Genomic DNA, 12,598 nt, shown 5'->3' with positions numbered 1-12,598 from the left:
CGGGAGCCTTTCGGAAAGCGCCAGACGCAGAGAAGGCAAGGGGGTACCCGCCTGGGACTGGTCTGGCAAAGGGCGAAGGCATCGGTTGATGCACTCGGTCGCCGCGAGAAAATCACTGCTGAAACGTGGGCCGGTGGAAAACACGGCCCCGTTGATCAAGGCGTTCTTACGACGCAGGCAACCACACGAGGTGGGCACCAGACTCCTCACTCTACCCCATGGAAGCGCCGATCACTTCCCGCTGATCTGGCTGTAGTGCTCCAGCGCCTCCTCGCGCGAGGCCTTGAGGTCCACGATCGGGGCCGCGTACTCGGGGGAGTCCAGCTCCGGGATCCAGGCGCTGACGTAGGTGCCCCTGGGGTCGAAGCGCTCCCGCTGGCGCTCCGGGTTGAAGATCCGGAAGTACGGGGCGGCGTCCATGCCGCAGCCGGCCACCCACTGCCAGTTCGCCGGGTTGGAGGCGGCATCGGCGTCCACCAGCGTGTCCCAGAACCAGGCCTCGCCCTCGCGCCAGTCGATGCCCAGGTTCTTGATCAGCAGGCTCGCCGAGGCCATCCGTACCCGGTTGTGCATATGCCCGGTCTTCCAGAGCTGCCGCTGGCCGGCGTCCACCCAGGGAAACCCGGTCTGCCCCGTGGCCCAGGCATGGAAGTCCTCGGGCGCATCGCGGCGGGACTTCCAGGGGTAGGCGTCGAACTGGGCGCGCAGATTGGTGTGCGGCAGCTGCGGGAAGTGGAAGAGCAGGTGCCAGCAGAACTCGCGCCAGCCGATCTCGGAGAGGAACTTGTCCACCGCCTCCTCGGTCTGCTGGTGTGCGGCGTCCCACACCTGGCGCGGGCTGAGCTGCCCGAAGCGCAGATAGGGCGAGATCCGCGAGGTGCCGTCCCCGGCAGGGGCATCCCGGGCGTCGTCGTAGTCCTGGACCTGATGTGCCAGGAACTCGCGCAGCCGCTCGTGGCCCCCGGCCTCGGTGGGGGTCCAGTTTTCGCGCAGACCACCGGCCCAGTCCGGTCGGGTGGGAAGCAGCTCCCAGTCCTCGAGGTTCCCGGCGCCCAGGGCCAGGGTGGGAAGTGCGGCTGCCGCATCTTCGAGCGTGCCCAGCGCGGCGGGGCGGGCATGCGGGGTGCCGGGGTCGCGGACGCTGATCTGCTTCCAGAAGGGGGTGTAGACCTTGTACGGGCCACCGGTGTTGGTCTCCACGGTCCACGGCTCATGCAGCAGCGAGGCGTTGAAGCTCTCCACCTCGATTCCATGCTCGGGCAGCGCCGCCTTGATCCCGGCGTCCACCGCGCGCTCGGGACCGCCGTAGCGCCGCGACCACTGCACCCTCTGCGCGCCGAGCTCCTGTGCCAGAGCGGGCAGGATCTCGGCAGGGTCTCCCGCGCGCAGCAGAAGCGGGATGCCCAGTTCGGCGAGATCGGTCGCAAGCGACTCCAGTGCGTGGTGCAGCCACCACTTCACCGCCCCGCCCAGCGGGCGCACCCCCGGGCTCACCTCGTCCAAGAGATAGAGTGCGACGACGTCGCCCGGGTTCTCCGCGCGCTGGCAGGCGGTGAGCAGTGCTTCATGGTCTGCGGTGCGCAGGTCGTCGCGGAACCAGAGGAGCGTGCGGGTCATCAGGGCCCTTTCGGGGAAGCGTCGCCGCGCGAGCGGCCGTCCTGGCTGGCACAGTAGCAGGGGAACCCGCGCGTCAACTGAGCTGGTGAAGGAGATGTCGATGCCTGAAGGTGCACAGTCCGCCGAGGAGTCCGAACGCTGGCTGGTGATCAAGGGACGGCGCTGGCGCCGGACAGATCCGGCGCTGCCCGAGGAGCTGGTCGCTGCGCTGAAATCCCACCTGGGCCGCGGCCGATCCGGGGTCGGGGCGGGCAAGAAGACCGGCGACGACGAGCGGGTGGCCGCCTCTCGCAGGCGGGTCGGCCTGGCCAAGACCGGGCTGGGGGAGCGCGGCCCGTATTGGTGGGAGCGGCCTGAGGCGCAGCGGATCGCCGCGGCGAAGCAGTCGCTGGCCGAGCTCGAGTCGCTTGACGACCCAGATGAGAGTGCGTCGCAATAAATACATTGCAATCTCTTTATCTATCTGGTGTGCTGAGGTTGTGCGTGACAACCCGGCGGTGATCAGCGCGGCCCAGCTGTTCAAGGTTCTCGGCCACGAGTCGAGGCTCTGGCTGCTCTGTCTGATCGGTGAGTCTCCGAAGACCGTGAACGAGCTGGTGGCGCTGACCGCGATGTCTCAACCGCTGGTCTCCCAGCATCTGCGGACGCTCAAGCAGGCGGGTCTTGTGCTGGCCGATCGGCACGGCCGAGAGATCGAGCATCGGCTCGCCGATGAGCATGTCTCCCATGTGATCGCCGACGCGATCGCGCACGCACAGGAACCCGTACCCCAGCGATCGGCGGCCGAATCCGCCGCGAAGGAGCATCATCATGACTGAGAACCCTACCGCCGAGCACAAGACTGCTGAGCACAACCACCACGACCACGCCCACGGCGAGGACTGCGGGCATGAGGCCGTGGAGCACGGTGACCACGTGGACTACGTCCACGACGGCCACCGCCATGCAGCTCATGGCGACCACTACGACGAGCACTGAGTCTCGACCGGCACTGAGTCTCGACCAGCGCTGAGTCTGAGCCGGTGGCGCTTGTCCGCCGCGCGAAGGCAGAAGAGGGAGCCCCCGATCATGGGCGGCTCCCTCTCCGCTCGCGTCCGTTCCTTGACGGAGGAGGCGCTACTGGCTGATCACGTGCGGCTGGGCGACCTCCTTCAGGCCTGCCACGCCGAACTCCATCCCGAAGCCGGATTCGCGGGCTCCGCCGAAGGGGATCCGCGGGTCCACGGCGCCGTGCTTGTTGATCCAGGTGGTGCCGGCCACCAGCCGCGCCGCCACCTCGATCGCCCGGTCGGTGTCCGCTGACCACACCGAGGAGCCCAGGGCCTCATCCAGAGCGTTGGCCCATTCGATGGCCTGATCCAGATCGGTGTACTTGATGATCGGCAGCGCCGGACCGAACTGCTCCTGAACCACCAGCGGGTTCTGCGGGTCGATGTCGGCCACCAGGGTGGTCGGATAGAAATTTCCGGGGGCGTGAGCGTCGGGGTCGCCGCCGAGCAGCACCCGCGCGCCGGAGTCCTTGGCGGCCCGCACCAGCCGGTCCACGATCTCCCACTGCGCGCGGTTCTGCAGCGGACCGAGCACATTCTGCTCCTCGAGACCGATGCCCATCGGCATGGTCTTGGCGACCTCGACCAGGGCGTCACAGACCTGCGCGTAGAGCGATTCCGGGACATAGAGCCGCTTGAGCGCCGCGCAGGTCTGCCCGGTGTTGATGAACGCGCCCCAGAAGATCCCTTCGGCGAGCGCCCGCGGGTCGGCGTCGTCCAGCACGATCCCAGCGTCGTTGCCGCCGAGCTCCATCGTCATCCGCTTCATGGTGTCCGAGGCAGCCTTCACGATGGACTTGCCGGTCTCCGTGGAGCCGGTGAACATGATCTTCGCGACATCCGGGTGCCGGCAGAGCCGATCCCCGATATCACCGCGGCCGGGAACGGCGATGAGCACATCGGCCGGCAGTGCAGAGTTGAGCACCTCCACCAGGGCGAGCACGCTCAGCGGGGTGTAGCCGCTGGGCTTGATCACCACGGTGTTGCCCATCCGCAGGCTCGGCGCGATCTGCCAGATCGAGATCATCATCGGCCAGTTCCACGGACCGATGGCCCCGACGACGCCGAGCGGACGATAGTGCAGGATTGCGCGGCCGGACTCGTCGTCGACGACCACCTCGGGCTCCAGCGGAAGGTCCGCGGTGGTGCGCAGCCAGGCCACGCAGGCGCCGACCTCGAAGCGGGCGTTGGGTCCGTTCAGCGGCTTGCCCTGCTCCCGGGAGAGCAGCCTCGCCAGTTCCTCGGCGTGGGCCTCCACCGCGTCGGCGGCCGCGTGCAGAGCCTGTCTGCGCGAGTCCTCGCCGGTGGCGGCCCAGCCTGGCTGGGCTGCGAGTGCCCTGGCGACGGCGGCATCGAGGTCCTCGGCGGTGGCCTGCGGGGCGAAGCCCACCCGTTCACCGGTGGCAGGATCGAGGATCTCTCGCCCATCTTCGGGATCCTGGACGCGGTCAAGAAGGTCGGTGGTCTGGGTGCTCATCGGGTGACTCCTTTGTCAGTGGCGGATGGTGCTGTGATCAGAATGGGCCCGCCCGTGCGCCTGGATGTTGACTCCGCGTGCAGGGCTCTTCTGCCTGCCTGCATGCTCGGCGTACCGCCGTCTCGTCGCCGCAGCACGATCAGTGCCGCGACTGCCAAGACGATCTCCATGGCTGCCAGACCGGAGGCCAGAGGCAGCAGCACGTGGTGGAAGAGTTCTGCGGGGGTTTCTGAGCTGGTGGTGGCCGCCCCGGCATCCGGGGCGACGCCGGCCGCCACGCTGCTGGCCGGACCGTGGGGATGGCCCGCCACGAGCGCCTCGTCGGCAGAAGTCAGAACCGCAGGTTCAGGGTGACCCGGTTCAGGCCCGGCGATCACCCAGAGGTGCATGCCCAGCATGGCGGCGTTCATCGCGGCGATCGTGATCCAGGAGCGCGGACTGGGAACTCGCCAGAGGTGTCCGGCACACGGCAGGCAGATGATGGCCATGACGGCCATCGCCAGGGCCCAGCCGAGGTGGGGTCCGTGGCTGAGCATCAGCAGGTGCAGCAGGCCCGAGAGGGCGGCGCCACCGGCCGCCGCCCTGCGGATCATGGTCATCTTTTCCATCTGACCCTTCCGAACCCATGTGAGATGTGTCATATTTATTGTTGAGCGTGCGCTCAACTATAAGGAGGATCACCATGGCTGACAAGACCCCAGACCAGCAGGACCGCCACCCCCTGACGCCCCTCTCGGTCTCCGAGATCGACGCGATGCGAAGCGTCTTGGAGCGCGAATCGCTGCTGAACGATGCGACCCGCATCTCCTACGTGACGCTGCGCGAACCCGCCAAGTGCGACGTCATGGCCTGGACGCCCGGGGTGCATCTGCCGCGGGAGGTGGCGCTGCTGCTCACCGACCTGAACACGCTGACACTGACCGAGCTCGTGCTGGACCTGGATCGTGAGGCCATCGTGGCGCGCCGCGACGTCGACGCCGTGGAGAAGGGATCCGCGCCGAGCTTCGACGAGGACCTCGCCGGCGCGGACCCGATCGTGAAGGCTGATCCGCGCTGGGTCGAGGCGATCGCGAAGCGCGGCGTGACCGATCTGGACAAGGTCGTCGTCGTCGGGCTCTCCGCCGGGATCTTCGGCTACGCCGATGAGGTCGGTGTGCGGATGGTCCGCGCGCTCGCCTTCCGCCAGGACTACCCCAGCGATTCGATCTGGGCGCATCCGATCGACGGAGTGGTCGCCCACGTGGACCTGACCCACAAGAAGGTCCTGCGTGTGGTCGAGACCGAGGTCATGCACGTGCCGGAGGAGTCCGGTGACTACCTGGACCCTGCCGTGCGCGGTGAACACCGCACCTCGCTGAAGCCGATCTCCATCACCCAGCCCGAAGGCGTCAGCTTCAGCCTCCAGGACGGGGTGCTCGCCTGGGAGAACTGGAAGGTCCGGGTCGGGTTCAACGGCCGCGAAGGCCTGACGCTGCACCAGCTGAGCTTCCACGACCACGGCGTGGACAGGCCCATCCTCTATCGCGGCTCGATCGCCGAGATGGTGGTCAACTACGGCGACCCCTCGCCCTCCCACGCCTGGCAGAACTACTTCGACGTCGGGGAGTACCAGTTCGGCCGGCTCGCCAACGCGCTGGAGCTCGGCTGCGACTGCAAGGGTGAGATCACCTACGTGGACGCCGTCGTCGTCGATGACCACGGCCAGCCCAAGACGCTGCCCAATGCGATCTGCATCCACGAGGAGGACTACGGCATCCTCTGGAAGCACACCGACGACTTCTCCGGCACCAGCGAGGTCCGCCGCCAGCGCCGCCTCGTGGTGTCCTTCTTCGTCACCGTGGGCAACTACGACTATGGCTTCTACTGGTACCTCTATCTGGACGGAAAGATCGAGCTCGAGTCCAAGGCCACCGGCATCGTCTTCACCTCCGGGATGCCCTCGCCCGACTACCCCTACGCCACGCAGCTCGCCCCGGGCCTGGGCGGGCCGGTCCACCAGCACCTCTTCTGCGCGAGGCTGGACATGACCGTGGACGGGATCAGCAACTCCGTCGATGAGATCGACGCCGTCAGGGTGCCCACCAGCGAGGAGAATCCCTGGGGCAACGCCTTCACCCGCAGCTTCACCCGGCTGCGTTCGGAGAAGGAGGCCGTCCGCGATGCCAAGGGGTCGGTGGGTCGGGTCTGGCAGATCAGCAGTGCGGAGAAGACCAACCGAGTCGGGGCCCCCACCTCCTATCTGCTGCATCCCGAGGAGAGTCCCACCCTCTTGGCGGCTGAAGACTCCTCGATCCGGCGCCGCGCCGCCTTCGCCGGGCACCATCTGTGGGTCACCCAGCATCACCCCGATGAGCAGTTCCCCGCGGGGGATCAGGTCAACCTCAATCCTGGATTCGGCGGCCTGTCCAGCTACATCGAGCAGGACCGGTCCCTGGAGGGACAGGATCTGGTGCTGTGGCACACCTTCGGGCTGACCCATTTCCCGCGCACCGAGGACTGGCCGATCATGCCGGTGGACTATGCCGGGTTCAAGCTCACGCCTTACGGCTTCTTCGACCGCAACCCGACCCTGGACGTGCCACCGGAGACCTCCGGACACTGCGCCACCGGGGAGTCCGGCGTCGCGGGGGAGTCGGGAGAATCCGGGCAGGAGAAGTCCTGCGGGTGCGGCTGCAGCTGAGCTGACCTGCTCTTCCGCCCGGACCTTACGTGGGAGTCCGTCAGAGCTCGACGGCGGCGCGGCCAGCTTGGGTGAGCCAGGAGGAGAGGCAGTGGCGGACAGTCCGCCACTGCCTCTGCGTGTCTGCCAGCGGGGTGCGCAGCGCGCATTCCACCTGGAGCCCGGTGATCAGCACCATGAGCACATCGGCGATCTCCTCGACCGGCGCAGCGGCGGTGAGCTCCCCGGCGTCGATCGCCTCGCTCAGGTGGTCGGTGATCTGCTGGCGCCATTTCACTCCCACCTCGGTCTGGAACTGACCCAGCGCCGGCTTGGAGGAGGCGCGGCCCCAGAAGTTGGTGACGATCAGCGCCTCACGCTCGGTCTCCTCGCCGACCGGAAGGACCTCTTCGAGCAGGGCCATCAGTGCGCGCAGTCCTGAATGGCACCCGACCCCCTCGGTGATCCGCGTGTTGGTCCGCTCGAAGATCAGCGTGAAGGCGCGAAAGACGACGTCGTCGAACCCGGAGAAGTAGTGCCAGAGCGATCCGGTGGAGACGCCCAGCTCCGTGGCGACGGCGCGGGAGGTCGCAGCCTCGAGGCCGTCGCGATCGGCGATGCGCAGATAGGTCCGCACGATCTGCTGGCGGCGGTCTTCACGATCGATCTTCTTCGGCATGAGCTGATTCTCCCGCATCGTGCGCGCTCAGGCGGCCAGTGACCCCCCGGCCAGGCGCTGACGCCGGTACACGCTCGGGGACTCTCCGTACTCGGCCTTGAACAGCCGGGAGAAGTGCGCCGCGTCATGGAGTCCCCAGCGCCCCGCCACCCAGGAGACCGGTCGCTGCGCGTAGATCGGATCCACCAGATCTCGGCGGATGTGTTCCAGCCTCCGCGCCCGGACCCAGGCGGAGATCGTCTCGCCCTCCTCCGCGAAGATCGTGTACAGGTAGCGCAGCGAGACGAAGTGGGCCGCGGCGATCGATGCCGGGGTCATCGTCTCATCACCCAGGTGGTTCAGGATGTACTCGCGGATCTCCCGATGCAGGCTTCCGGTGGGGGAGCTGGGTCCGCCGCTGCGGGTGTCGAGCTCATGGGCGAGCATGGTCACCATCAGATCCAGCGCGGAATGGACCAGCCGGGCGCCATAGGCTCCGGGCAGCTGCTCGATGCTGTTGCACAGCTCGACGAAGAACGGGTTGATCAGTCGTCCGAAGCCCCGGTCGCTGGAGAAGCAGGTCGCGGTGACTCGGGCGATCTGTTCCGCCGTGAGCTCCACCGGCTCCCGCGGAATCACCATCACCATGGTCCGGCTGGGCTCCGGGAAGTGCAGGGCGTAGGGGCGGTGGGTGTCATAGATGGCCAGATCCCCGGGGCCCAGTTCGGCGCGGCGGCCATCCTGCTCCAGGATGCCGCGGCCGGAGAGCTGCAGGCTGAGCTTGTAGAACTGGGAATCGTCCTTGGAGATCAGCTTCGGCGTGCGGCGCACCGTGTGGGCCGTGGTGAGCAGCTCGTAGACCCCCACGCCGTCAACGGCAGAGCTGCGGATGTGTCCGGCGAAGGTGGTGCCCGGCTTCGCCTGGATCTCCAGCGGCACGACGGCGGCTGCGATGGCCTCGCGCCACGTCGCGAGATCGGAGGCCGGGAGGGGCAGGTCAGGGGAGAGCGGCTCGAGATCGGCGTTCGTCGTGTTGATCGTGTGCATCGTCGCTCCTGTGCAGGGGTTCACACCAGGTTATTGAGCACGTGCTCAAGATCGAGGACACAGGCGTTCCGAACACGTGAACCTTGGTGGCCCTTCAGTGTGACAGTGCTCACACAGGCTGTAAAGGGTCGGTGCTGACGGGGTTCGAGAATCTCCGCCCGGATGCGCAAGGCCGCTGCACCGTGATGCAAGACACGCTGGGCTTCGGCTCGAGATACTTCGAGGCACCGGCACCGGCACTTGCACCTGCAACGACACCCTCGCCGGCACCTGCGAGCAGATGGAGCACCCTGATGACTGAGCACACTGCCCCCACCCGGCCCACGGCGGTCGAGGACACCACCCTGGCCAGACGAACACTGGGAGTCCCGGCCCTGGTGTTCCTGATCATCGCAGCCTCCGCACCGCTGACGGTCCTGGCCGGGGGAGCCACCGCGAGCTTCGCCGTCACCGCTGAGATCGGAGTGCCCGTCGGGTACCTGCTGCTCGGTGTGATCCTGGTGTTCTTCGCGCTGGGCTATGGGCGGATGAGCACCTACGTGCAGAATGCCGGCGCCTTCTACGCCTACGTCACAGCCGGGCTGGGCACCCGGATCGGGATCGGGAGCTCCTTCCTGGCTCTGGTGACGTACAACGCGATGCAGGTGGGCCTCTACGGAGTCTTCGGCTTCACCGCCTCGTCGATCGTCAATGACCTCTTCGGCCTGGAGGTCGCCTGGTGGATCTGCGCCCTGGTGGGGTGGGTGATCGTCGGCGCGCTCGGGGTCAATCGCATCGACCTCTCGGCGAAGGTTCTCGCAGTGATCGTGCTGCTGGAGTTCCTGGTCGTGATCGTGGTCAGCGTGCTCTCGCTCTCGACGTCCCCCGAAGGGATCAGTGCCGCACCGCTGCAGCTGGAGAACTGGTTCAACGGCAGCCTCGGGGCCATCCTGGCCTTCGGCATCGCAGCCTTCATGGGGTTCGAATCAGGTGCGATCTACTCGGAGGAGGCCAAGAACCCAGAGCGATCGGTGGCGCGCGCCACCTACATCGCGGTCTCGATCATCGCCGTCTTCTACGCCTTCTCCGCCTGGGCCTTCGCCGTGGGCATCGGCCCCTCGCAGATCGTGGCCCAGTCCCAGGAATGGGGCCCGGACCTGCTCTTCATCTTCCTCGACGGCCATCTGCCTGCGCTGCTGGTGAACCTCGCCGCAGTGCTGTTCATGACCAGCATCATCGCCGCCATGGTGGCCTTCCATAATGCGGCGGCCCGGTACTTCTTCTCGCTGGGACGGGCTCGGGTGCTGCCACAGATCCTCGGGCGAACCGGAGCCTCCAACGGAGCCCCGGTGGCAGGTTCGCTGACCCAGAGCGTGATCGGCGTGGTCTTCATCCTGATCTTCGCCGTGGCCGGGGTCGGCTCAGACTTCGGTCCGCTCTTCCCGGTGATGACGATGTTCCCCTGGCTGACCAACGCGGCGGGATTCGGTCTGGTGCTGCTGCTGTGCCTGACCTCGGTGGCCATCATGCGCTACTTCAATCGGGATCCGCAGCAGCACCCGTTGTTCGTCCGCACCATAGCGCCGCTGATCTCAGCCGTGGGACTCGGCATCATCGCGGTGCTGATCATGTTCAACTTCGACGTGATGATCGACTCCGACGGCTTCTCCCCGCTGGTGGTCGTGCTTCCCGGTGTGATCGTCGGGGCGGGCATCCTGGGACTCATCTGGGGCGAATACCTGCGCACCCGGCGGCCCGAGCTCTACGCCAGCGTGAGCGGAGCAGACATCGGGTGAATCACAGCCGGGCTCAGACCCTGCAGTGCACTCCGCGCTGCGCGGCCCAGCGCATCGCGGCTCCCCGGGCAACAACCACGCGAAGGGGTTGTGCGTCGCATCACATACCGTATACGATCTGGAATATCATCTACCGGAGGGATCCGGGCCGGATCGTCGAGGAGACCATATGACTGCGCAGGAACTGGGCACACCCGGCAAGATCGTCGCCGTGCACATCAGCTATGAGTCCCGCGCCGCGGAGCGCGGCCGGCGCCCGGCGACCCCGTCCTACTTCTTCAAGCCGACCAGCTCGCTGGGCGTCTCCGGGGACTCCGTGCAGCGTCCCGGCGGGACCGAGCTGCTCGCCTTCGAGGGTGAGATCGCGCTGATCATCGGCACCGCCGCACGTCAGGTCACCGCCGATGACGCCTGGAGCCACGTCCGCGCGGTCACCGCGGCCAACGACTGGGGGCTCTACGATCTGCGCGCCGCGGACAAGGGCTCCAACGTGCGCAACAAGGGCCGCGACGGCTACACCACGGTGGGCCCCGAACTCATCGATGCCGCGGAGGTGGACCCGAGGAAGCTGCGTGTGCGCACCTGGAAGAACGGTCACCTCGTCCAGGACGGCGCCACCGGCTCCATGATCTTTCCGCTGACCCAGCTCATCGCCGACCTGTCCCAGCACATGACCCTGCAGCCCGGAGACATCATCCTCACCGGAACTCCCGCCGGCGCCTCGGTGGCGGAGCCGGGGGACACCATCGAAGTCGAGGTCGACGCCGCCCGCGGGCTCACCAGCGGCCGACTGGTCAGCCCGGTGACGGAGGGACCAGGGGTGTTCGATCCCGCCCTGGGCTCGCTGCCCAGCGTGGACGACACCCAGCGCGAAGAGGCCTGGGGCTCCCGGGAGGCCGCCGGCCTGCCCCCGAAGCAGGCCCCCGGTCTGGATCCCGAGCTGCGCGCCACGCTGGAACAGGTGCCGGTCGCCGCCCTCTCCCAGGAGATGCGCCGACGCGGGTACAACAACGTCACCGTCGACGGCGTGCGCCCCACCCGCCCCGGCCATAAGCTCATCGGCACTGCCCGGACCCTGCGCTTCGTGCCCCACCGAGAAGACCTCTTCGCCTCCCGCGGAGGCGGCTTCAACGCCCAGAAGCAGGTGTTCGACTCCGTGCACTCCGGCGAGGTCATCGTGATCGAGGCCCGCGGAGAGCGCGGCTCGGGAACCCTGGGAGACATCCTGGCGCTGCGTGCGCTGCATCGCGGTGCCGCCGGTGTCGTGACCGACGGCGGGGTGCGCGACTACTCCACCGTGGCCGAGATCGGACTCCCGGTGTTCAGTCAGGGCCCGCACCCGGCGGTGCTCGGCCGCAAGCACGTCCCCTGGGACGCCGATCTCACCGTGGCCTGCGGGGGAGCGACCGTGCAGCCAGGCGACATCATCGTCGGCGACGACGACGGCGTCATCGTGCTCCCGCCCTCGATCGCCGACGAGGTGGCCGAGGCGGCGCTGGTCAAGGAGGCCGAGGACGCCTGGGTCGCCGAACAGGTCAAGGCCGGGAACCCGGTGGACGGACTCTTTCCGATGAACTCCACCTGGCGCGCCCGCTACGAGGCCGAACAGGGACGCGCCGGCGCCGAGGCACCCCTCGTCAAGGGAGAGGGCCCGTGATCCGCATCGATGAGCGGATCAGCAAGTCCGAGCTGACCTACGACTGGATCCGCGAGCGCATCGTCGGCCGCGAGTTCAACCCCGGCTACCGGCTGGTCCTCGGCGCCATCGCCAAGGAGCTGGGCATCAGCGTGGTCCCGGTCCGCGAGGCGGTGCGCCGGCTCGAGGCCGAGGGCCTGATCGAGTTCGAACGCAATGTCGGCGCCCGGGTCGCCATGGTCAACCAGGACGAGTACATCGACACCATGCAGACACTCGGGGTGCTCGAGGGTGCGGCCACCGCGCTGGCGCTGCCGCTGATGCTTGACGCCGACCTCGCCCGCGCCCAGGCGATCAACGATTCGATGCGCGCCATGCTCGAGGACTTCGATCCGGTGGCCTTCACCTCGCTCAATGAGAAGTTCCACCGGGCGCTCTTCCAGCGCTGCCCCAATCCGCACATCTCCGAGCTCGCCGACCGCGGCTGGAACCGGATGTCCGGGCTGCGCAGCTCCACCTTCGCCTTCGTGCCGGACCGGGCGCCCCGCTCGGTCCAGGAGCACGACGACATCCTTCGACTCATCCGTGAGAATGCCGAGCCGCTGGAGATCGAGATGGCAGTGCGCCAGCACAAGTGGCGCACCGTCGAGGCCTACCGCCAGCAGCGCACCGACTCCTAA

12 protein-coding genes are annotated in these 12,598 nt (G+C 67.7%); 7 read left to right on the top strand and 5 right to left on the bottom strand.

What is annotated here, in order from left to right; genetic code table 11:
- Positions 1–231: 231 nt before the first annotated feature.
- Entirely contained in the window at positions 232–1,617 is a 1,386-nt protein-coding gene (locus LTH93_RS00385) for a cryptochrome/photolyase family protein (protein WP_241469453.1), read from the bottom strand.
- A 100-nt stretch (positions 1,618–1,717) separates the two neighbouring features.
- On the opposite strand from LTH93_RS00385, the gene LTH93_RS00380 reads away from it, so the two are divergent.
- The 3 genes from LTH93_RS00380 to LTH93_RS00370 are packed head-to-tail and all read left to right on the top strand — an operon-like array spanning position 1,718 to position 2,595.
- Positions 1,718–2,056: a biopolymer transporter Tol gene (locus tag LTH93_RS00380; RefSeq protein ID WP_241464683.1), complete on the top strand. Its 339-nt coding sequence runs from the start codon at positions 1,718–1,720 to the stop codon at positions 2,054–2,056.
- 40 nt (positions 2,057–2,096) lie between these two features.
- Entirely contained in the window at positions 2,097–2,435 is a 339-nt protein-coding gene (locus LTH93_RS00375; protein WP_241464684.1) for an ArsR/SmtB family transcription factor, read from the top strand.
- Positions 2,428–2,595 (top strand): zinc transporter permease, encoded by a 168-nt coding sequence (locus LTH93_RS00370; RefSeq protein ID WP_241464685.1) that lies wholly within the window; start codon positions 2,428–2,430, stop codon positions 2,593–2,595. The genes LTH93_RS00375 and LTH93_RS00370 overlap by 8 nt, the downstream gene beginning before the upstream one ends.
- Before the next feature lie 138 nt (positions 2,596–2,733).
- Here LTH93_RS00370 and LTH93_RS00365 read toward each other — a convergent pair whose 3' ends face one another.
- On the bottom strand, positions 2,734–4,143 hold the full coding sequence (locus tag LTH93_RS00365) for an aldehyde dehydrogenase family protein (RefSeq protein WP_241469452.1): 1,410 nt from the start codon (positions 4,141–4,143) through the stop codon (positions 2,734–2,736).
- A complete protein-coding gene (locus tag LTH93_RS00360; RefSeq protein ID WP_241469451.1) occupies positions 4,140–4,751 on the bottom strand; it encodes a hypothetical protein in 612 nt (203 codons plus the stop codon). Before LTH93_RS00360 ends, LTH93_RS00365 begins: the two co-directional genes overlap by 4 nt.
- Positions 4,752–4,825: 74 nt before the next feature.
- On the opposite strand from LTH93_RS00360, the gene LTH93_RS00355 reads away from it, so the two are divergent.
- On the top strand, positions 4,826–6,823 hold the full coding sequence (locus LTH93_RS00355; RefSeq protein WP_241469449.1) for a primary-amine oxidase: 1,998 nt from the start codon (positions 4,826–4,828) through the stop codon (positions 6,821–6,823).
- Positions 6,824–6,863: 40 nt separating this feature from the next.
- Here the strand turns inward: LTH93_RS00355 and LTH93_RS00350 are convergent, their stop codons facing one another.
- Entirely contained in the window at positions 6,864–7,481 is a 618-nt protein-coding gene (locus tag LTH93_RS00350) for a TetR/AcrR family transcriptional regulator (protein WP_241464689.1), read from the bottom strand.
- Positions 7,482–7,508: 27 nt separating this feature from the next.
- Positions 7,509–8,507 (bottom strand): helix-turn-helix domain-containing protein, encoded by a 999-nt coding sequence (locus tag LTH93_RS00345; RefSeq protein WP_241469447.1) that lies wholly within the window; start codon positions 8,505–8,507, stop codon positions 7,509–7,511.
- Positions 8,508–8,800: 293 nt separating this feature from the next.
- On the opposite strand from LTH93_RS00345, the gene LTH93_RS00340 reads away from it, so the two are divergent.
- The 3 genes from LTH93_RS00340 to LTH93_RS00330 all read left to right on the top strand — a co-directional run bounded on the left by LTH93_RS00340 (position 8,801) and on the right by LTH93_RS00330 (position 12,598).
- The gene (locus LTH93_RS00340; RefSeq protein WP_241469444.1) at positions 8,801–10,282 is read left to right on the top strand and encodes an APC family permease; all 1,482 of its coding nucleotides are present in this window, start codon (positions 8,801–8,803) and stop codon (positions 10,280–10,282) included.
- 169 nt (positions 10,283–10,451) lie between these two features.
- On the top strand, positions 10,452–11,939 hold the full coding sequence (locus tag LTH93_RS00335) for a fumarylacetoacetate hydrolase family protein (RefSeq protein ID WP_241464692.1): 1,488 nt from the start codon (positions 10,452–10,454) through the stop codon (positions 11,937–11,939).
- Positions 11,936–12,598, top strand: a complete 663-nt coding sequence (locus tag LTH93_RS00330; RefSeq protein ID WP_241464693.1) for a GntR family transcriptional regulator — start codon at positions 11,936–11,938, stop codon at positions 12,596–12,598. The genes LTH93_RS00335 and LTH93_RS00330 overlap by 4 nt, the downstream gene beginning before the upstream one ends.

The organism is Nesterenkonia sp. DZ6 (genome assembly GCF_022565835.1).
Lineage (GTDB): Bacteria > Actinomycetota > Actinomycetes > Actinomycetales > Micrococcaceae > Nesterenkonia.
Note: the sequence above shows the minus strand (reverse complement) of the source record. Positions and strands in the feature narration are given on the sequence as shown.